This window comes from Janthinobacterium sp. PSPC3-1 (assembly GCF_049896105.1).
Taxonomy (GTDB): domain Bacteria; phylum Pseudomonadota; class Gammaproteobacteria; order Burkholderiales; family Burkholderiaceae_D; genus Janthinobacterium.
The window spans coordinates 149,515-169,709 of the sequence record NZ_JAFCTQ010000004.1; the positions used below are offsets into that span (position 1 = coordinate 149,515).

Annotated in this window: 11 protein-coding genes; 3 read left to right on the forward strand and 8 right to left on the reverse strand. The window is 68.8% G+C overall.

All coding sequences use genetic code 11. The features are described from left to right. Window positions 1-51: 51 nt before the first annotated feature. The 8 genes from ACP7B7_RS06850 to ACP7B7_RS06885 form a co-directional block, all read right to left on the reverse strand. Window positions 52-1,233 carry an HlyD family efflux transporter periplasmic adaptor subunit gene (locus ACP7B7_RS06850; RefSeq protein ID WP_426076141.1) on the reverse strand — a complete coding sequence of 394 codons (1,182 nt, stop codon included), beginning with the start codon at window positions 1,231-1,233 and terminating at the stop codon, window positions 52-54. Then, window positions 1,230-3,368: an ATP-binding cassette domain-containing protein gene (locus ACP7B7_RS06855; RefSeq protein WP_426076142.1), complete on the reverse strand. Its 2,139-nt coding sequence runs from the start codon at window positions 3,366-3,368 to the stop codon at window positions 1,230-1,232. Before ACP7B7_RS06855 ends, ACP7B7_RS06850 begins: the two co-directional genes overlap by 4 nt. A 22-nt stretch (window positions 3,369-3,390) precedes the next feature. Next, window positions 3,391-4,692 (reverse strand): TolC family protein, encoded by a 1,302-nt coding sequence (locus ACP7B7_RS06860; RefSeq protein WP_426076143.1) that lies wholly within the window; start codon window positions 4,690-4,692, stop codon window positions 3,391-3,393. An 87-nt stretch (window positions 4,693-4,779) separates the two neighbouring features. Continuing rightward, entirely contained in the window at window positions 4,780-13,608 is an 8,829-nt protein-coding gene (locus ACP7B7_RS06865; RefSeq protein WP_426076144.1) for a hypothetical protein, read from the reverse strand. A 39-nt stretch (window positions 13,609-13,647) separates the two neighbouring features. Beyond that, window positions 13,648-13,857, reverse strand: coding sequence for a hypothetical protein (locus ACP7B7_RS06870; RefSeq protein WP_426076145.1), 210 nt, complete (start codon window positions 13,855-13,857; stop codon window positions 13,648-13,650). A 518-nt stretch (window positions 13,858-14,375) separates the two neighbouring features. Continuing rightward, entirely contained in the window at window positions 14,376-15,368 is a 993-nt protein-coding gene (locus ACP7B7_RS06875; RefSeq protein WP_426076146.1) for a hypothetical protein, read from the reverse strand. After that, complete coding sequence (locus ACP7B7_RS06880; RefSeq protein ID WP_426076147.1) at window positions 15,365-16,240, reverse strand: ABC transporter ATP-binding protein; 876 nt, start codon at window positions 16,238-16,240, stop codon at window positions 15,365-15,367. Before ACP7B7_RS06880 ends, ACP7B7_RS06875 begins: the two co-directional genes overlap by 4 nt. Next, window positions 16,237-16,602 carry a GntR family transcriptional regulator gene (locus ACP7B7_RS06885; RefSeq protein ID WP_426076148.1) on the reverse strand — a complete coding sequence of 122 codons (366 nt, stop codon included), beginning with the start codon at window positions 16,600-16,602 and terminating at the stop codon, window positions 16,237-16,239. Before ACP7B7_RS06885 ends, ACP7B7_RS06880 begins: the two co-directional genes overlap by 4 nt. Window positions 16,603-16,605: 3 nt before the next feature. Between ACP7B7_RS06885 and ACP7B7_RS06890 the strand changes: the two genes are divergently transcribed. The 3 genes from ACP7B7_RS06890 (at window position 16,606) to ACP7B7_RS06900 (ending at window position 20,137) form a co-directional block, all read left to right on the forward strand. Beyond that, window positions 16,606-17,025: a hypothetical protein gene (locus ACP7B7_RS06890; protein ID WP_426076149.1), complete on the forward strand. Its 420-nt coding sequence runs from the start codon at window positions 16,606-16,608 to the stop codon at window positions 17,023-17,025. Window positions 17,026-17,477: 452 nt separating this feature from the next. After that, window positions 17,478-19,145, forward strand: a complete 1,668-nt coding sequence (locus ACP7B7_RS06895; protein WP_426076150.1) for a glycosyltransferase family 39 protein — start codon at window positions 17,478-17,480, stop codon at window positions 19,143-19,145. Next, window positions 19,142-20,137 (forward strand): glycosyltransferase, encoded by a 996-nt coding sequence (locus ACP7B7_RS06900; protein ID WP_426076151.1) that lies wholly within the window; start codon window positions 19,142-19,144, stop codon window positions 20,135-20,137. Before ACP7B7_RS06895 ends, ACP7B7_RS06900 begins: the two co-directional genes overlap by 4 nt. Window positions 20,138-20,195 lie beyond the last annotated feature (58 nt).

A 20,195-nucleotide genomic window follows, 5' to 3' on the forward strand; every position in this document is an offset into this window, starting at 1 on the left:
GGCTGCTTGCAGTGGCTCAGTTAGTGCTTGTTTGCGGTGGCGCAAGTGGGACTAGCGTTCCCCCAGCGACTCCGAAAACGTCTTGGTGATCGGTTTCGTCAGATAACGCAGCACCGTCTTGCGGCCCGTGTTGATTTCCACCGTGGCCGTCATGCCGGGCTGGATCAGGATCGGTTCGCCGTTCTTGCCCATCAGATTGCGCCCGCTGGTCTTGATCTGCACGCGATAGTAGGGTTGTTCGTTGCCCTTGTTGTCTTCGCTGAGGGTATCGGCGCTGATATAGCTGACGGTGCCGCGCAGGCGGCCGTAGATGGCGTAGTCGTAGGCGTCCAGTTTCACGGCGGTGGGCAGGCCCGGCTTGATAAAGGCGATATCGGCCGGCTTCACCTTCGCCTCGATGATCAGGTCGTCGTCGGTGGCCACGATCTGCAGGATCTCTTCGCCGGGCTTGGCCACGCCGCCCAGGGTGGTGAGCCTGACGTTGCGCACGATGCCGCCGGTAGGCGCGTAGATATCGGTCGAACCGAGCTGCTCCTTGCGCTGGGTGACCGTCTGCAGCACGCTGGCCAGGTCTTCCTGGGCTTTCACCAGGTCGGTCTGGGATTCTTGCAGATACTTGTTGCGGCGGTTCGTGATCTGCGCCTGGATGTCGACCACCTGGCGCTTGAGTTTCAATATTTCGGCACGGCTCACGTCGCCCGTTTCCAGCAGCGGCAAGTTCATTTCCAGCTCTTCCTTGATCAACTGCATGCTGCTGCCTAAAGCGCTCACTTCCGCCTGTACCGCTCCCTGGCGCTTGCCGAACAGGGCCAGCTGGTTGGCGCGGAACTCGGGAAAATCCTGCAGTTCCGGCGGGAACTTCGGCGTGCCGCCAAATACTTCGGCCTGCAGGCGCGCCACGGCCGCCTTCAGGCCGGCCGCCTTGGCCGTGCTTTCCAGGTAGCTCGATTCGGCCCGCGTGCGGTCGAATCGTGCCAGCAGGGCGCCGCGCTTGACGATGCTGCCCTCGTGCACGCGCAATTCGGCCAGCACGCCGCCGTCGGCCACCTGGATGATCTGGTTGCGCGAGCTGGCGATCACCTGGCCGTTGGCGCGCGTTACCTGGTCCAGTTCCGCCCACGAGGCCCAGCCGATCACGCCCAGCAGGGCGATGCTGCAGGTCCAGATCAGCGTGCGGCCCCGCCTGGCCTCTTTCTTGACCTCGATTTTCGTGACCCGATTCAGGTTGTTCATGCCACGGCTCCTTGTACAACGACGGGGGCGGGCGCCGGGGAAGCCGGTACCACCTGCGGTTTTCCCGACAGTTTGGCCAGCACCGCGTCGCGCGGGCCGTCCAGCAGCACGCGGCCGGCCTGCAGCACCACCAGCCGGTCCAGCAAGGGCAGCAGGGCGTTCTTGTGGGTGGTGGCGACCATCGTCACGCCTTCGGCCGACAATTCACCGAGCAGGGCCACGATGCGCGCTTCGGTCTTGGCGTCCATCGCGCCGGTCGGCTCGTCCAGCAGCCAGATCTTCGGTTTCGCCAGCAGCATGCGCGTGACCGCGATCAGCTGGCGCTGGCCGCCCGACACGCCGCGCCCCCCTTCGGTAATGGCCAACGCCAGGCCGCGCGGCTGGCCGGTGATCAGGTCGATCAGGCCCGTGCGCCGGGCGGCCGCCAAAATAGCTTCCTCGCCAGGATCGGCCAGGCCCAATAATAGATTGTCGCGCAGGGTACCGCTGAACAGCCGCGTATCCTGCGGCAGGTAGCCGATCATTTCACGTACCACCGGCGGCGCCAGCAGGGCCATGTCGACATCGCCCAGGTACACTTTGCCTTCGGACGGCTGGAACAGGCCCGAAGCGAGTTTGAGCAGGGTGCTCTTGCCGGAACCGATGGCGCCCACCAGGCCGACTTTTTCGCCGGGGCGTATCGCCAGCGCATCGATCTCCAGCGCCACCTTCTGCGCGCCGCCGTAGGAAAAGCGGATGCGTTCGAAGCGCAGGCCCTTGTCCAGGCCGCGCGGCGTCAGCGCATGGGCCGCGTTGTCCGCTTCATTGGGCAGGCTGATCACCTGTTCCAGGCCGTCGATGGCGGCGCGCGCATGCGCCCATTGCACCATCACGGCGGGCAGCTGCACGATCGGCATCAGGGCGCGGTTGCTGATGATGGTGCAGGCCATCAGCGCGCCCATGGTCATCTGGTTTTCGGCCACGAACCAGGCGCCCATCGAGATCAGGGCCACGTTCGTCAGCTGCTGGAAGCCGGCCGTGATGTTTTGCGACAGGGCCGCGTAGTCGCGGATATTCTGCTCCGCGTGGCTGGTCTCGGCCACCAGTTCGCCCCAGCGCGCCTGCATCATCCATTCGGCGCTGCTGCCCTTGAGGGTTTCGACGCCGTCGACCGCTTCGACCAGCAGGCCGGCCTTGCGGTTGCTGGCATTGAGGTTGTTGCGCGTATGCGCCTGGATGGCGCGCTGGAACATCAGTCCGCACACCAGGGCCAGCGGCAGCGCCACCAGCGGCACCACCACCAGCCAGCCGCCGATGATGGTGATCATGATCAAAAACAGCAGCGCGAACGGCACGTCGGTCAGCACGAACAGCGAGGTGGAGGTCAGCACGCCGCGCACCATTTCAAAGCCTTTCACCTGCGCCGCCAGGGTGCCCACCGAGGCTGGACGCACTTCCATGCGGATGCCCAGCATGCGCTGGAAAAACCACTCCGACAATTCATGATCGACCTCGTTGCACGAGTGGTCGACGATGCGGCTGCGCACCTGCTTGAGGATGAATTCCAGGCCGATCGACAGCGCCACGCCCACCACCAGCACCCACAAGGTGGAAAAGCTCTGGTTCGGAATCACGCGGTCGTAGACCTGCATCGAAAACAGGGAAGTGGCCATGGTCAGCAGGGTGACGATGGCGGTCGCCAGCACGGCGTCGACAAACACGCTTTTTTTCAGCCACAGCGCGCGCCGCACCAGGTCCAGGGCGCCGAGCTTGCCGGCGCCCTGGGCGTTGCGCCTTGGCAGGCCCACGCAGGCCAGGCCGGCCAGCGACGCCAGCAGCAAAGGGCGGCCATCCATGCCTTCGCCGCGCCAGGCGCCGTCGCCGGCGCGCGCCTGCAGCAGGCCCCAGCCGGTACTGTCGCTATGGATGGCGAAGGGCAGCTCGCCCGGCGTCGGATCGTGCAGCAGGCGCGCCGCGCCTTCCAGGCCGGCCGCCTGCCAGACCTGGCTCAATACCGCCGCGGCGCCGCCGTCTTCGTCCAGGTGGTCCAGCTGGCGCTGCAGGTCGGCCAGGCGGGCGGCGGCCAGGTGCTGGCCGGTAAGCCGCGCCGCCTGGTCGACCAGTGGCAGCAGGCCGTGTTTGATGGAAGTGTCCATGCTGTCTCCTTGATGCATGTGTTCAGTTGGATGGCGCGGTGCGGCCGGCCAGGGTGCCGGTTTGCGCCGCCAGGCGCAGGCTGGCGGCGATCGCCTGGGCGCGCGTGTCTTCCAGCACGAACTGCGCCTGCGTGGCTTCGCGCACGGCGTTGAGCACGTCGTTCCAGCTCTTGCGGCCGATCACGTACTGGCGCGCATACGATTCGAACACCTGGGTCGAGGTGGTGCTCGATTCGCCCGCATTGCCCAGGCGCTCGCGGCTGGATTCGGCCTCGTTCCAGTCGATGGTGAAGCGTTCGCGCACGTCGCGTTCGGCCGCGTCGTGGGCCGAGCGGGCGCCTTCGCGCCGCGCCACGGCGGCGTCGACGCCGGCCTTGGCCGACAGGCCCGCGCCCGGCTGCGCCTGCAGCACCAGCATGGCGCGCGTGCGGTTGTCGGCGTTGATGCCGCCGGTGGGTTTTTCCACGCGCAGCAGCACCTTCGGCATGTAGGCCGAACGCTGCAGGGCGATCTCGGAGTCGGCCGCCTGCGCCTCGAAGTCGAGCCGGCGCAGGGTCGGCGAATAGGCCACGGCCTGGCGCATCACGCGTTCCAGGTTGGCGTCCGGCAGCGGCTCGCCCACGCCGATGCCGGCCGGGGTGACGATGCGCACCGGTTTGCCGGCCAGCTGCGACAGCTGCGCCAGCGCATTGGCCAGCGCCTGGCGCGCGTTCGACACGTCATTGGCGGCCTGATAGGCGCGCGATTCGGCCAGGCGCTGGTCGGTTTGCGAGCTGACCGACTGCTCCACGCGGCGCCGTATCATGTCGAGCAGGCGGTCGTGTTCGGCCATGCCGGTCTGGGCCACCTGCACGCGCGCCGTCTGGCGCAGCGCTTCGGTGTAGGCCGCGATCACGCGCAGTGACAAGGTCAGGCGTTCTTCCTCGATGCCGGCGCCGGCCGCGTCGACCCGGCTGCCCGCCGCATCGATACCGGCGTCGATCCGTCCGCCGCTCCACAGCGGCTGGTCGATGCGCACCACGCCGCCGGTTTCCTGCGAGCCGGTCGGCACTTCGGCCGACAGGCTGGGAAAGCGCTGCCACTGCGCGCCATCGAGGTCGGCCCGCGCGGCGGCCTGCACGGAGCGTTTGCCCTGGATCGCGGGGTGGCTTTGCAGCGCTTGCCGCAGCACCTGGTCGAAGCTCCAGGCGGTGGCGCTTTGCGCCTGCGCGCAAGGGGAGGTGAAGGCCAGGCTCGCGGCGGCCAGCACGGCCACGAGACAGGTCGGGAAGCCGCGCGGGGAGGCGCGGCCTGTGGTCGAAACTGGTAAAACAGGTAATCTCATTGCGTCTTTCTGGCCCTTGGGTGCCTGCGGATTCAAGAGATGGCGGGGGCTGCCGGCGCCCCCGCCTGCGACTGCCGATCGCCGCGATCAGACGATGAAGTTGGCCGCCGTCAGTTGCGTGATATTGACGTTGCTGAGCAATACCAGCGCCGTATCGAGCGACTGCGCCGAACTCAGGTCGCTCGAGTGGTAGACCGTCACCGCGCCGCCATTGTCGATATCGCGGATCACGATATAACCCTGGCCCGACAGCACGCTGTTGTCGGCCGCAATCGCGCTGGCCGCCGCACCGATCGACACCGCCGTTTCATTGAAAATGAAGATGTTGTCGTTGCCGAAGTCGGTGCCCAGCGACACGCCGACCGCCACCGACGCCGTCAGGTCGGCAATCGCCGACATGTCGATCACGTCGCCGCCGGCGGCCGGCAGGCCGCCCTGGAAGTCGGACAGGATCTGCGGGCTGTGCTGTGCCAGCTGGCTCAAGGTGAACAGCTGCGCCGCGTCGGTCAGGTCGGCCTGGGCTTGCGCCGCAGCCGCCGTCGCCGCACTGGCATTGGCGGCCACTGTCAGCGATGCGGCGTCCGTCAGGTCGGCCGTTGCCTGCACTTGCAGTGCGCTGGCGATGGCCGCATCGGCCGCCACGCTCAGGGCTTGCGCGTCGGTCGCTTGCGCCGCGTTGGCGGCGGCGGTGGCCGCTGCCGCGTCAGCCTGCGCTTGCAGGGTCAGGGCACTGGCGTCGGTCTGGTCGGCGATCGATTGCAGGCCGGCCGCCGTTTGCGCATCGCTGGCGGCGATGGCGCCCAGCGCGCCGGCGTCGGTTTGCGCCGCCACGGTGATCGCCTGCAGCATCGCCGCTTGCGCCGCGTCGTAGGCCGCCAGCGCCTGCACGGCGGCGGCATCATCGGCTTGGGCCGCGTTATACGCCGCCAGGGCGGCGGCGGCATTCTGGCTGGCGACGGCGGCTGCCGCATCGTCGGCCAGCGCGGCTTGCAGCGCCGCCTGCGAGTTGGCGGCCTGGATCGCGGCCGCCGCTGCGGCGGCATCGGCCGTCTGTGCGGCGCTGGCAGCGGCCAGCGCGGCGCTGGCGGCATTGGCGGTGGCTGCCGCATTGGCGTCATCGGCCAGGGCGGCGTCGCGCGCGGCCACGGCGGCGTCATCGTTTTGCGCCGCGGTGGCGGCGGCCTGCGCAATGACGGCCTGTGCGGCCGCTTGCGCGGCGGCGTCATCGTCCGCTTGCGCGGCCTGGGCGCTGGCCTGGGCCTGTGCGGCGAATTGCACGGCGGCGGCGGCGCTGGCGTCGTCGGCCAAGGCCGCATTGTAGGCGGCCAGGGCGGCGGCGGCATTGGCGGCGGCCGCTTGCGCGGCGGCGTCGTCGTTTTGCGCGGCGGCGAGCGTGGCGGCGGCCTGCGCCGCTTGGGCGGCAGCGGCCAGGGCGGCCGTATCGGCGGCTTGCGCCGCCTGTGCCGCGCTGGCTGCCACCAGCGCTGCCTGGGCCGCATTGGCGGCGGCTGTATCGGCGGCCAGCGCCGCGTTCAGGGCGGCCAGGGCGGCGGCGGCGTTGGCGGCGGCCTGGGCGGCGGCGGCATCGTCGTTTTGCGCAGCCGCGGCGGCAGCGACGGCATTGGCCGCTGCTGCGGCGGCGGCCAGGGCGGCCGCATCGTCGTTTTGCGCCGCTTGTGCGGCGGCGGCGGCCACGGCGGCGACAGCGGTTGCCTGCGCGGCGGTGGCGTCGTCGGCCAGCGCCGCATTCAGGGCGGCCAGGGCGGCGGCGGCGTTGGCGGCGGCCGCTTGCGCGGCAGCGTCGTCGTTTTGCGCGGCGGTGGCGGCGGCGACTGCCGCAGCGGCGTTGGCGGCAGCGGCCAGGGCGGCCGTGTCGTCGGCTTGCGCCGCCTGGGCGGCGGCGGCGGCCAGCGCCGCATTGGTGGCGGCGGTGGCGGCGATGGCGTCGTCGGCCAAGGCGGCATTGAGCGCGGCCAGCGCGGCGGCGGCGGCCAGTGCGGCCTGGGCGGCCGCGGCGTCATCGTTTTGCGCACCGGTGGCGGCGGCCAGCGCATTGGCTGCCAGTGTGGCGGCTGTGAGTGCGGCGGCATCGTCATTCAAGGCCGCTTGCGCGGCGGCGGCGGCCACGGCGGCAGTGGCCGTGCTGACGGCGGCCGCGTCAGCCGCCAGGGCGGCGTTGAGCGCGGTGAGCGCGGCGGCGGCGTCTGCCGCAGCCTGGGCGGCGGCGGCATCGTCGTTTTGCGCGGCGGTGGCGGCGGCCAGCGCCACTGCGGCAGCGGCAGCGGCGGCAGCGGCAGCCACGTCGTCGGCGGTGGCAGCGGCTGCGGCGGTGGCAGCCGTGGCGGCAATCGCCGCGGCGTTGGCGGCGGCCGCGTCATCGGCCAGCGCGGCGTTCAGCGCGACCAGGGCGGCGCCTGCGCTGGCGGCAGCGGCGGCGGCGGCCGCATCGTCGTTTTGCGCCGCCGTTGCCGCGGCCTGCGCGATGGCGGCGGCGGCTTGTGCCGCACTTGCCGCTGCGTCGTCGGCCAGCGCCGCCTGCAGCGCCGCCTGGGCCACGGCGTCGGCGGCGGCTGCAGTGGCTGCCGCTGCGTCGTTGGCCAGCGCATTGTTGTAGGCGGTGAGGGCGGCGGCGGCGTTGGCGGCGGTAGTGGCGGCCAGCGCCAGTGCGGCGGCGGCCAGCGCCGCCGCGTCGTCGTTCTGTGCGTTGGTCGCAGCCGCTTGCGCGGCCACGGCGGCCGCCTGCGCGGTGACGGCGGCGGCGTCGTCGGCCAGGGCCGTGTTCAGCGCGGCCAGCGCGGCGGCGGCGGCCGTGGCGGCGGTGGCGGCGGCCGCATCGTCGCTTTGCGCGGCGGCGGTGGCGGCGGCCGAAATGGCGGCCTGGGCGGCGGCGGCTGCCGCTGCCAGGTCGTCCGCTTGCGCCGCATTGGCGGCCACCAGCGCTGCTGCGGCGGCGGTGGCGGCTGCAGCAGCGGCGGCATCGTCGGCCTGCGCGGCGTTCAAGGCGGCCAGCGCGGCGGCGGCATCGGCATTGGCCTGGTTGGCGGCGTCGACGGCGGAGCGCGAATTGATCACCACCAGCGCGTCGGCGTCGGCCACGCTTTGCAGGCTGAGGGCATTGGCGTCGGCGGCGACGGCAATGTTCAGGTCGCCGATCGCCGCATTCAGCGCCGTGTTGGCGACGACGGCGGCGGCGTCGTCGTTCAGCGCCGCCAGCGTGGCGGCCAGCGAGATACCTGCGACGTGTGCGGCATTGGCGGCGGCATTGTCGTCATTGAGCGCCGCATTGGCTTGCGCCAGCGCCGTGGCGGCGGCATTGTCGTCATTGAGCGCCGCATTGGCTTGCGCCAGCGCCGTGGCGGCAGCGGCGGCGATGAAGGCGGCGGCGCCATCAAGCAGCAGTGCGGCGTCGGCGGCGTTTTGCGCAAGCACGGCGGCTGTCGCCGCGGCGGCAGCTGCGGCGTCGTCCGCCTGGGCATTGGTGGTGGCCAGCAGCGAGGCCGCCGCCGTGGCGGCGGTGGTGGCGACGGCGGCATCGGCGGCGAGGGCCGCGTTCAGGGCCGCCAGCGCGTTGTTGGCGGTGACCACGGCGGCGGCGGCGGTGGCGTCCAGCGCCTGCGCCGCCTGCGTGACGGCCAGCGACAGGCCGGCTACCGTGGCGGCGGTGGCGGCGGCCAGGTCGTCGGCCTGGGCCGCTGCCGTGGCGGCGGCCGACAGCGCGGCGACATTCGCGGCGACGGCGGCGGCCGTATCGGCGGCGATGGCGGCATTGGTGGCGGCCAGCGTGTTGGCGGCGTTGATTGCGGCGTTCGCTGCGGCGGCATCGTCGGCCAGCGCGCTGTTCAGGGCGGCGATGGCATTGTTGGCGATGGTCACCGCGCTGGCGGCGGCCGCATCGGCCTGCTGGGCGGCGCTGGCGGCCGCCTGCGAGGCGGCGGCCGTGGTGGCGGCCAGTGCGGCGGCGGCGTCATCGGCCACGGCGGCGGCGGTGGCGGCATTGGCCAGCACGGCGTTGGCGGCGGTCGAGACGGCGGCGGCGTCGGCGGCCAGGGCGGCATTCAAGGCGCTCAGCGCATTGGCGGCGGTGGCGGCGGTCGATGCGGCCGCCGCATCGGCGGCCTGCGCGGCCTGGGTGGCGGCCAGCGAAGTGGCCGCCACGGTGGCGGCGGCGGCGGCGGCGGCGTCGTCGGCCAGCGCGGTTTGTGCGGCGGCCTGCGACAGCGCCGCTTGCGCAGCGGCGGCAGTGGCGGCGTTATCGGCCGCTATCGCCTGGTTGAGCAGCGCCAGCGAGGCGGCCGACCTGGCGACCGCGGTCGCGGCATTGGCGTCGTCGGCAATGGCCCCATCGGCGGCGGCGCGCGACAAAGTGGCGGTGGTGGCGGCCACCGTGGCGGCCAGGGCAGCGACCACGTCGAGCGGCCGCGAGGCCGAGTAGGCGGCAGCGGCGGCAGCGGCGGCAGCGTCATTGTTGGCGGTGACGGTCAAGGCGGCGGCGTCGGTCAGGGCGGCCACCGTGGTCGCCAGCAGGGCTGCGGTGGCGTCCAGCGTGTGCGCGGTGCCCAGCACCACGGCATCGAGCACCGCGGCCAGCGCATTGGTGGTGGTGACGGCGGCCGCGTCGGCGGTCGCAATCAGTTGCAGCGCGGCGGCGTCGGTCAGGTTGGCCGTGTTCTGCAAGGTCGCCGCCGTGGCCGCGTTGACCGTCGACACCAGGCCCAACGCGACGGCGTCGGTCAGGTTGGCGGTGGCGGCGGCCGCATTGGCCGCCTGCGTGGCGGCGGTCGAGATCGTGCCCAGTGCGACGGCATCGGTCAGGTTGGCCGTCGCCTGGGCGGCGGCGGCGGCCGTATTGGCGGCTGTCGAGACCAGGTTCAGGGCGACGGCGTCGGTCAGGTTGGCGGTGGCCTGGGCCGTGGCGGCCAGCGCCGCATCGGCGGTGGCGATCAGGCCCAGCGCGGCGGCGTCGGTCAGGTTGGCGGTCGCCTGCGCGGCATTGGCTGCGGCCGTGGCGGCGGTCGAGACCGTGCCCAGCGCAACAGCGTCGGTCAGGTTGGCCAGGTTGGTGGCGGCGGTGGACGCGGTGGCGGCGGCGGTCGAGATCACGCCCAGCGCGACGGCGTCGGTCAGGCTGGCGGTGGCCTGGGCGGTGGCGGCCAGCGCGGCATCGGTGGTCGAGGTCACGCCCAGCGCGGTGGCGTCGGTCAGGTTGGCGATGGTCTCCAGCGCATTGGCGGTGGCGGCGTCGGCCGTCGAAATCAACCCGAGCGCGACGGCGTCGCTGGCGTCGGCGGCAGCCTGGGCGGCCGTGGCCGCAGCTGCTGCGGCGGTGTAGGCCGTGCCCAGCGTCACGGCGTCGGTCAGGTTGGCGGTGGCTTGCGCGGCGGCGGCCAGCGTGGCCGACGTCGCGCCCAGCAGCGTGGCGTCGGTTTGCCCGGCCAGCACCACGGCGGCGGCGGCGGCCACGGCGTCGGCGGTGGAAATCACGCCCAGCGCATCGGCGGCGGCGACGGCCGATGCGGCGGCGGCGGCGGCGGCGCTCACCGCGCTCAGGTCGACCCCGGCCAGCAGGGCGGCGGTTTCGGCATCGCTGACCGCCTGTGCCGCAATGGCGGCCAGCGCCGCGGCGTCGGTCGCGTCGGCGATTGCCTGCAGGTTTTGCGCGGTGATGGCGTCGGCGGCCGAGACCAGGCCCAGCACATTGGCGTCGGTGGCGTCAGCCAGGGCGTCGGCCGCATCGGCCAGCACCTGCAGATTGTTGACGATGACGGTCAGGTCGGCGACATTGGCCTGGCTGGCCGTCAGTTGGGCGGCAATCGCGGCCAGGGAGCTGGCGTTGGCGGCGCTGATGTCCGCATTCAGGTTGATGCCGGCGGCATTCGCATTGGCGGTGGCGGCATTGGCGGCGGCCGCATCATAGGCAGCCTGCAACGTGGGGACATCGGTCATGTCGGCCACCGTCTGCGCGTTGGCCGCGACGGAAGCGGCCGTGTTCGAGGCGGCTTGCAGCGCGTTGGCGTCGGTGGCGTCGGCCAGCGTCTGCGCGGCCAGCGCGGCGGCGGCGTCGTTGCCCGAGACGATGGCCAGCGCGGCGGCGTCGGTCAGGCCGGCCTGGGTGGCGGCGCCTTGCGCCACGGCGGCGGCCGCATCGGAGGTGATTTGCAGGGCGGCCGCATTGGTGGCGTCGGCCAGCTTTTGCGCGGTGGCGGCCGCATTGGCGGCGGTGGCGGCGGCCGTGGCCAGCACGGCGGCGTCGGTGGCGTCGGCCAGTGTCTGTGCGTTGGCGGCGGTGACGGCCGCCGCGCCGGACGCCAGCGCCAGGGCGGCGGCGTCGGTGGCGTCGGCCAGCGTCTGTGCGTTGGCGGCAGTGGCGGCGGCCGCATCGGACACCAGGCCCAGCGCGGTGGCGTCGGTGGCGCCGGCCAGGGTGGCGGCGTTGCTGGCCGTTTGCGCGGTGGTGGCGGCGGCAGCGGCCAGCAGGCCTGCATCGGTGGCGTTGGCCAGGGTGACGGCGTTGGCGGACAGCGCATTGGCGGCGTTGGCGGCCTGGTTGAGGGCGTCGGTGTCGGTGGCGGCGGCCACCGTCGCGGCGTTGGTCGCTGCGAGCTGGGCGGCGTCGTAGGCAAGCTGCAAGGCGGCCGCATCGGTGGCGTTGGCCAGCGCCAGGGCGGCGGCGGCCAGCTGGTCGTCGGCGGTCGAGATGCCGGTCAGCACGGCGGCGTCGGTGGCATTGGCCAGGGTGGCGGCGGCCAGCGCGGCGGCGGCGGCAACATTCGATGCCTGGCCCAGCACGGTGGCGTCGGTGGCGGCCGCCTGCGTGGCGGCCGCTGCGGCAGCGGCCTGGGCGGCGTCGGAGGCGGCTTGCAGTGCGGCCGCATCGGTCTGATTGGCCAGGGTGGCCGCGTTGTTGGCCGCTTGCGTGGCGGCGTTTGACGCGGCGCCCAGTGCGGCGGCGTCGGTCTGGTTGGCCAGGGCGGCGGCGGCCTGGGCGGCCGCATTGGCGGCGGTGGCGGCCTGGCCCAGCACGGTGGCATCGGTGGCGGCCGCTTGCGCTGCGGCCGCTGCGGCAGCGGCCTGGGCGGCGTCGGAAGCGATTTGCAGCGCGGCGGCGTCGGTCTGGTTGGCAATGGCATTGGCGCTGGCCGCTTGCGCGGCGGCCGCCGCGGCGGCGGCGCCGAGGGCGTCGGCATCCGTCTGTGCCGCAACATTGGCGGCGATGGCGGCATTGGCGGCGGCGTTGGCCGCCACGGCCAGTGCCGGCGCATCGGTGGCATCGGCTTGCGCCTGGGCGGCGGCCGCTTGCGCGGCGGCGTTGTTCGAGGCTTGCCCCAGCGCGGCGGCATCGGTCTGGTTGGCCACAGCGGTGGCGCTGGCGGCGTTTTGTGCGGCGGCGGCCGCCGCTGCGTTCAGGGCGGCGGCATCGGTGGCGGCCGCTTGCGTGGCTGCCGCTTGGGCGTTGGCTTGCGCGGCGTTGGCCGCTTGCTGCAGCGCGCCGGCATCGGTGGCGTTGGCTTGCGCCTGGGCCGCGCCCGCTTGCGCGGTGGCCGTGTCGGCGTTTGCACTCAGGGCGGCGGCATCGGTCTGGCCGGCAATGGCGGCGGCGTTGTCGGCTTGTGCGGCGGCAGCGGCGGCCGCCGTGGCCAGCGCATTGGCGTCGGAGGCATTGGCCAGCGCGGCCGTGTTGGCGGCGTTGGCGGCGTCATCGTTGGCATTCACGGCCAGCGCCTGTGCATCGCTGAGGCTGGCTTGCTGGTTGGCGGCGGCGGCCGCCGCGGCGGCGCTGTTGGACGCTGCCTGCAGCGCTTGCGCATCGCTGAGGTTGGCTTGCGCGGCGGCGGCCGCCTGTGCGGCTGCTGCGGCGTTCGCCGCCTGGGTGGTGGTGCCGACCGCCGCATCGGCATTTTGTGCGGCATTGGCGGTTGCTTGGGATGCGGCGGCAGTATTGTTGGCGGCAGCTGCCGCATTGTCGGCGGCGACCGCGTTTTGTGCGGCCGCTTGCGAGGCGGCGGCGGTGGCGGCGGTGACGGGCGCTGCCGCGTCGGCGGCCGCTGCTGCCGTGGCGGCCGCTTGCGCCTGCGTTGCGGCGGCTTGTGCCTGCGCAGCTTGCTGGTCGGCCAGCACGGCCGCATTGGCGACCGCCTGTGTTGCCGCCGCATTGCTGGCGGCGGTTGCCGCAGCGGCGTCCGCGGCTTGCGCGGTGTTGGCGGCGGCCAGTGCCGCCGTGGCGGCGGCGATGGCGGCGCCGGTGACGATAAAGGTGGAGCTGCCATCGCCCTGGCCGCCGACACCGCCGCCGGTGTTGCCACCGGTACCGCCGGTACCACCCGTGCCACCGGTACCTCCGGTGCCGCCGCCAGTACCTCCGGTGCCACCGCCGGTGCCGCCGCCAATGCCTGCTGCCGCGGCGCTGCTGCCACCGGTTGCCGCGGCGGCGATCAAACCGATGCCGCCCAGCGCACCCAAGGCGCCCAGGCCGCTGATGGAGCCAAAACCGCCTGTGCCGGCGCCGGTCAGGGTGCTGCTGCCGGCGACGTCGACCACGTTTCCGCTGGGGATGGCTGCCGCGCCACCGCTATTGCCCGTGCCATCGCCGCCTGCCTGGCCAGCCGCTTCGCCGGCACCGCTGCCACCGGCGGCCGCTGCGGCCGCGATGGCGGCAGCCGTGCCTGCCAGCGCGGCACCGGACATGCCCATGCCCGCTTCGCCGATCACTTCGACCACGTTTTCCGGTGGCATCGATTGGCCCGCATCCGCACCTTGCTCCAGCTCGTCTTCGTCGAGCAGCTTGCGCTGATTGCTTTGCGCTTTGGCGGCGGCTTGGGCAGGCGGCACCGCAGCTGGATTGCCTGCTTGCGCGGCGATTATGCTTGCTGCACCACTGGTGCTGGCAGGAACTTGGGCTGGGGTTGGGGTGGTGGCCATTTGAAGATCTCCGAATAGGTTGTGAGTGCCGCTTGTTTCTCAGAATTCATTGAAGGATGAGTAAGTCGTCATCCCTGGTTTCTCCGGCGTGGCTTGGGCCGTGTTGTTGTGTTGATGCATCCCTGCTGTGGATGGTGCAAGTAAAGCATATTTATTTAAGCGTTGCTGATTGAAAAGAATCAGGCGTGCATTCAATAAGGTCGCTGCCCTTCCTTGTTTATTCTTGTGCCGGTTTTTTTCGGCAGGCATGGGCGTTGTTTGGGCCGCATGCGGAGGGAGAGCCGCTGTTTTGCACGCTTGAACTCGCTGTCTTCCCTATGATGGTAGTTTCAATTTCGAAACTTTCAATTTCATTTTAATCACAGTCGATAACTATATTCTGACAAAGTTTTTTCACGGAAATAATCACCAATACTCACCAAATGGATAAGCTGGCACGGGTTTTTCTCTGAATCGCGCTATTTCCGTGTATTTTCGTGAGAAATTATTCGACTATCGAAAATGTAGTTGTGGCTTTTCAGTCTTGTTATTGATTAATTTAATTGCAGTGGCTGTGCGATAGAAATAATTATTTATTATTTTGATATGCAATTCAGGGTATTGATTTAATAGCCTGATCGAAGGAATGGTCTGGGATGAATAACTATCAAGAAAATAGTTATTATCTGGAAGTGAAAATAAAAACATCGTTCCATGAAAAACGCCCCGGCTGGCGGGGCGTCGGCTAATGCAAAAATGGACAGGCTCGGCGCTCTGTCGGCCCTCGGTCAGCCTTCCTCGCGCCAGCGGCGCAAACGGATCGCGGCCCAGATCATGGCCGCGCCCGCCGCCGCGCCCAGCCAGGCGGCCGGCAGGCCCAGGCTGGACCAGGAATTGCCGAATACGTCGATCTGCGCCATGCGCGCGCCACCGGCGTGCAACTGCGGCAGCAGTCCAGGTTCGAACAGATACCAGTTGCCCGGCAAGGTGCCGAGCAGGGTGCGCGCGATCACCTTCGACTGTATCCAGTTAGCCTGCGCTTGCAGCTGCGCCAGTTCGCCGCCCCATACCAGCAGCACGGCCAGCAGCAGCGGCACGCCGACGGCCCAGAGGAAGACCTTGCTGCGGGCCCAGCTCGACACCATCAGCAGCCAGCCGACGGTTGGCAACGCCCACAGGCAATACACGGGCAGCAAGCCGAACAGGCGCAGCGGACCCAGGTACAGGCCAGGCCTGGTGGCCAGTTCGCCAAATACGTGGATGCCGTTCATTTCCATCACGGTCGCCAGGCCCAGCAACAATGCCAGCGAACTCAGGCAGGCTGTGGCCAGCACGATGACGGGCGCCACCAGCAGCGCGATGGCGGCCTTCGACAGCACCGTCTGCAGGTCCGACACGGGCAGCGACTTCCAGAACAGGATGCTGCGGTCGCGGCGGTCATCGTGCAGGGCGCTCAGGCAATAGAAAAACACCAGGAAGCCCAGCGCCAGGAACAGCGGCGCGGCCAGGTAGGCGTAGTTGTTGGCGACGGCATCGATAAACTCGTTCTTTTGCCGCGCGAAGGACGGCGCATTGAAGATGGCGCTCCAGGGCACGTCCTCGCCATTGACCGTCAGCGCGGTGCGCGTTTTGGTCCTGGCGATGGTGGTCATGGTCAGCAGCGTACCGAGCACCGTCAGCACGATGCCGATCACGGCGGGCGTCCACAGCAGCATGCCCTTGTGCTCCCACAGCTCGCGCCGGACCAGCCATTTCATCTTGTCGACAGGGGAAATGCTCATTGCTGCGCTCCTTTCATGGTGGCGACAAACAGGTCGGCCAGGCTGGGCGTATGCAGTTCTCCCAGCAGCGCCAGTTGCTCGCGGGCGACGCCATCGAACAGCATCACCGACTTGCCGAATACGCTGCGTTCGCTGATCGGCTGCAGGGCGCGCGCCGCGTTGACCTGCTGCGGCCCCACCATTACCTCGATATAGCGTTCGCCCACTTCCTCCATGGTGGCGGCCAGCACGATCCTGCCATCGCGGATGAACATCAGGTCACTGAGGATGTGCTCGACTTCCTCGATCTGGTGGGTGGTGATGACGATGGTCTTGTTTTCGTCAAAATAGTCTTCCAGCAGGTTCTGGTAGAACTGCTTGCGGTACAGAATGTCCAGGCCCAGGGTCGGTTCGTCGAGCACCAGCAGCTTCGCGTCGATCGCCATCACCAGCGCCAGGTGCAGCTGCACCACCATGCCCTTCGACATGGCTTTCACCTTCATCTTCGGCGATAGCCTGGTCAGCGCCAGGTAGCGCTCGGCCTTGCTGCGGTCGAAGCGCGGATGCACGCCCGCCACGAAGTCGACCGCATCGGCGACGCGCAGCCAGCCCGGCAGGATCGCCACGTCGGCGATAAAGCACACGTCTTCCATCAGCGCATCGCGCGCAAGCCGGGGATCGCGCCCCAGCACCGACAGTTCGCCCTCGAAGCCGGTCAGGCCCAGGATGGCTTTCAGGGTGGTGGTCTTGCCCGAGCCATTCGGTCCGATCAGGCCGACGATGCGCCCGGCAGCGATATCGAAGCTGAGGTTGTCGAGCGCCGCCTGCTTGCCGTATTGCTTGCGCAAGCCGCGCGCGCTGATCACGCTAGCCTTGTCGAGTTGCGCGTTCATGGGGTCGCTCCTTTATGGGCCAGCAGCAGTTGTTCCACGTCGAGGCCCAGGCGCGTGATGCGTTCCAGCATGGCCGGCCATTCTTCGCGCATGAAGCGTTCGCGTTCGCTTGCCAGCAGTTTGTCGCGGGCGCCATCGAGTACATACATGCCGAGTCCTCTGCGTTTTTCCACCAGCGCCTCGTCCACCAGTTCCTGGTAGGCGCGCGAGACGGTAATGGGATTGAGTTGATAATCGGCCGCCACCTGGCGCACCGAAGGCAGGGCGTCGCCGGACTGCAGCGCGCCATCGAGCATCATGCCGACCACCTTCGCCTTGAGCTGGCGGTAGATCGGACTGTTGTCGTGCCAGGAGGCGCTCATGGGATGCGCTCCGGCAAAGGTAGGGATGAAAGCATCAACGCTCCTTGTCATCAGGTGAAATGCATACATGGTGTTGTAGTGAACTATAACAGTAAAAATAAAAATGGCAAGCAGTTGCTGTGTCAAGTCGCCGATTGGCATGCAGGCAGGACTTCTGGGTGTCAGGTTTTCGAGGTCGGGCCGCACCTTGAACATCACGGCATCGTGCTGCGTGAAATCGATACCTTGGACGTCAAGGCGAAGTCCGGCTACTTCCTGGCCTGCGCACGCCGCATGGGGATCAACACGGTCCCGCCGGCATTCCTTAGAGCCTATCCCAGTAGTGAGCGTCTTCTGCTTGCAGCTCATCAGGAGCGCGGACAAGGCGTGAGGAGGCGGCATGGCGAGCCATGCAACGACGATCAACACAGTCCCCGCTTCTGAGGGGCGCCAGCAGGGGGCGTATTCATCTACTGGGATAGGCTCTTAATGTTCCGTTCATGATCGCCCGGTTAGGATCGCGGTGTTGATGACTGCGCAGCGCGGTTGCTTCCGTAACGATAGCCGGATTTTCGTGTTTCCCACGGGCCGCGCCATGCCGGAACCCGCATCCAGGCATGGTTTGTTGAACCGCGCCAATTGCCATTCCTGCGGCCGGTGGCGCGGGCTACACTGTTTTGCAACAAACACAGGCACGAACGCGGTGTTGCCGGCAGCACCCCTGACCAGACCGATTACATGGCTTACCAATGAAACCAACACCGTTACGCCTCGTTCCGAAGCATGTCGACGAAAGCCAACCCGCCGCGGTACTGGTGCGATCCGACCTCGCCTCACGGGCTTGCCGCGCCGCCGATCCTGTCGCGGCAGCCGGGTTATATCGATCCAAGGCGTTGATGTGGTCCTTGCTGGCCGGTTTTATCCTGCTGACCCTGTATGCGCTGGGCTTGCGCACGCTGGTGCCGCCCGATGAGGGACGCTATGCTGAAATCGCCCGCGAGATGTTTGCCAGCGGCGACTGGATCACCACCCGCCTCAATGGCATCAAATATTTCGAAAAGCCGCCCTTGCAGGCGTGGATGAATGCGCTGACGTTTACCGTCTTTGGCCTGGGCGACTGGCAGGCGCGCCTGTGGACCGGCCTGTGCGGCATGGTCGGCGTCCTGATGACGGCCTGGGCCGGCCGGCTGGTATTCGGCCCGCGCGCAGGTTTTTACGCCGGACTGGTGCTGGCATCTAGCCTGTTCTGGCTGGCGTCGGGACAGATCAATTCGCTGGACATGAGCTTGTCCGGCATGATGACGATTTGCCTGGCCAGCCTCCTGATCGCGCAACGCGACGAAGCGAGCGCGCCTGCGCGCCGCAACTGGATGCTGGCGTGCTGGGCCGGCATGGCCCTGGCGGTACTGGCGAAAGGCCTGATTGGCGTGGTCTTGCCGGGCGCCGTGCTGGTGCTGTACACGCTGGTGTCGCGCGACTGGCGCATCTGGACCCGGCTGCATGCCGGCAAGGGATTGCTGCTGTTTTTTGCCATCGCCACGCCCTGGTTTATCGCCGTCGCACTGCGCAATCCCGAGCAGCCGCGCTTTTTCTTTATCTACGAACATTTTGAGCGCTTCCTGAATACCGGCCACCAGCGCAAGGGCGCCTGGTATTACTTCCTGGTGCTGCTGTTGCCTGGTTTCCTGCCCTGGATTGCCGTGCTGCCGCAAAGCCTGGCTGCCGGCATCAAACGCCAGGCCGGCAGCTTCCAGCCGCGCTTGCTGCTGCTGACGTGGGCGGTCTTCATCCTGGTATTTTTCAGCTACTCCAGCTCCAAGCTGCCTGGCTATATCGTGCCGATCTTTCCGGCATTGGCGATGCTGGCGGCGCTGTACCTGGAAGCGGCGCCGCGCCGCCAGCATCTGCTGGCCGCATCGCTGCTGGCCGTGCTGGGTGCGGCAACACTGGTGGCGGTGCCGTATCTCTTGAAGAGCTCGGCACGCCATGATGCCGAACTGCTGCGCCTGCAGCAGTACCAGCCCTGGCTGATGGCTGCCGCGGCCATGCTGCTCGCCGGCGGCCTGCTGGCGATGGAACTGGCATGGAAGGCCCGGCGCGACATGACGGTGCTGGTCATCGCACTGGCAGGTTTCTTTGCCACGCACGCCATCCTGGCCGGATTCGAGGTGGTTGGCAAGGATCGCGCCGGTACCGGGCTGCTGCCGGCACTGCAGGCCGAACTGACGCCCGGGACCAAGCTGTATTCGGTCGGGATTTACGAGCAGTCGCTGACCTACTACCTGCGCCGGCCCGTCATTCTCGTCGACTACCGGGATGAATTCGCGTTTGGCTTGCAGCAGGAGCCGCATTTGTCGCTGCCCAGGGTGGATGATTTCGTCACGCAATGGACACGCGATGCCGGCAGCGGCATCCATGACATGGCCATCATCAGCCTGGCGCAGCATGCGCAACTGCGGCAGCGCGGCGTGCCGATGCGGATAGTGGCGCAGGACCTGCGGCGCATGGTGATTTCCAACCGGGCGCAAGCCGGCGCGGCAACCGAGAAAATGGAGCGGCGATGAAACCTGAACTGTCGATCATCATTCCTGTCTACAACGAGCAGGAAGGCCTGGCCACCTTGTTCGCCCGGCTGTATCCGGCGCTCGATGCGCTGCAGACCAGCTACGAAATCATTTTTGTGAACGACGGCAGCCGCGACAATTCTGTCTCGCTGCTGGCGGAGCAATTTCGCCAGCGCCCGGAAGTGACGCGGGTGGTGCTGTTCAATGGCAACTACGGCCAGCACATGGCCATCCTGGCCGGCTTCGAGGCCGCGCGCGGCCAGATCATGATCACGCTCGACGCCGACCTGCAGAACCCGCCCGAGGAAATCGGCAGGCTGGTGGCCAAGATGCGCGAAGGCTACGATTACGTGGGCTCGATCCGCCGCAAGCGGCAAGATTCAGCCTGGCGCACGGTGGCCTCGAAGATGATGAACCGCCTGCGCGAGCGCATTACCAATATCAGGATCAGCGACCAGGGCAACATGCTGCGCGCCTATGGCCGCAATGTGATCGACCTGGTCAACCAGTGCGGCGAGGTGAATACCTTCGTGCCGGCGCTGGCCTACACCTTTGCCCGCAAGCCGACCGAGATCCTGGTCGAGCACGAGGAACGGGCGGCTGGCGAGTCGAAGTACTCGCTGTACAGCCTGATCCGCCTGAACTTCGACCTGGTGACGGGTTTTTCGCTGATACCGCTGCAGATGTTTTCCATGCTGGGCATCGCGCTGTCCGGCGCTTCCGGCCTGCTGGTGCTGCTGTTGCTGGCGCGGCGATTGCTGGTCGGCGCCGAGGTCGAGGGCGTGTTTACCCTGTTTGCCGTCATCTTCTTCCTGATGGGCGTGATCCTGTTCGGCATCGGGCTGCTGGGTGAATACGTGGGCCGCATTTACCAGCAGGTGCGTGCACGGCCCCGCTACGTGGTGCAGACCATCCTGCAGGAAGCCTTGGCGCCGGGCGGCACGATCCGCACGCTGCCGGCGGAGCAGCGCAGCGTGCGCCGCCAGAACTGATACCGCTTGTCCATCGAACCTCCGTCACGGGCGCCGGCGCCTGTGACATCACAGAGAG

Coding starts and splice junctions, on each gene's coding strand:
- ACP7B7_RS06875 (WP_426076146.1), bottom strand. CDS start 15,368: ATGAGCATTTCCCCTGTCGACAAGATGAAATGGCTGGTCCGGCGCGAG.
- ACP7B7_RS06885 (WP_426076148.1), bottom strand. CDS start 16,602: ATGAGCGCCTCCTGGCACGACAACAGTCCGATCTACCGCCAGCTCAAG.
- ACP7B7_RS06880 (WP_426076147.1), bottom strand. CDS start 16,240: ATGAACGCGCAACTCGACAAGGCTAGCGTGATCAGCGCGCGCGGCTTG.
- ACP7B7_RS06850 (WP_426076141.1), bottom strand. CDS start 1,233: ATGAACAACCTGAATCGGGTCACGAAAATCGAGGTCAAGAAAGAGGCC.
- ACP7B7_RS06855 (WP_426076142.1), bottom strand. CDS start 3,368: ATGGACACTTCCATCAAACACGGCCTGCTGCCACTGGTCGACCAGGCG.
- ACP7B7_RS06895 (WP_426076150.1), top strand. CDS start 17,478: ATGTGGTCCTTGCTGGCCGGTTTTATCCTGCTGACCCTGTATGCGCTG.
- ACP7B7_RS06860 (WP_426076143.1), bottom strand. CDS start 4,692: ATGAGATTACCTGTTTTACCAGTTTCGACCACAGGCCGCGCCTCCCCG.
- ACP7B7_RS06890 (WP_426076149.1), top strand. CDS start 16,606: ATGCGCTCCGGCAAAGGTAGGGATGAAAGCATCAACGCTCCTTGTCAT.
- ACP7B7_RS06900 (WP_426076151.1), top strand. CDS start 19,142: ATGAAACCTGAACTGTCGATCATCATTCCTGTCTACAACGAGCAGGAA.
- ACP7B7_RS06865 (WP_426076144.1), bottom strand. CDS start 13,608: ATGGCCACCACCCCAACCCCAGCCCAAGTTCCTGCCAGCACCAGTGGT.
- ACP7B7_RS06870 (WP_426076145.1), bottom strand. CDS start 13,857: ATGCCTGCCGAAAAAAACCGGCACAAGAATAAACAAGGAAGGGCAGCG.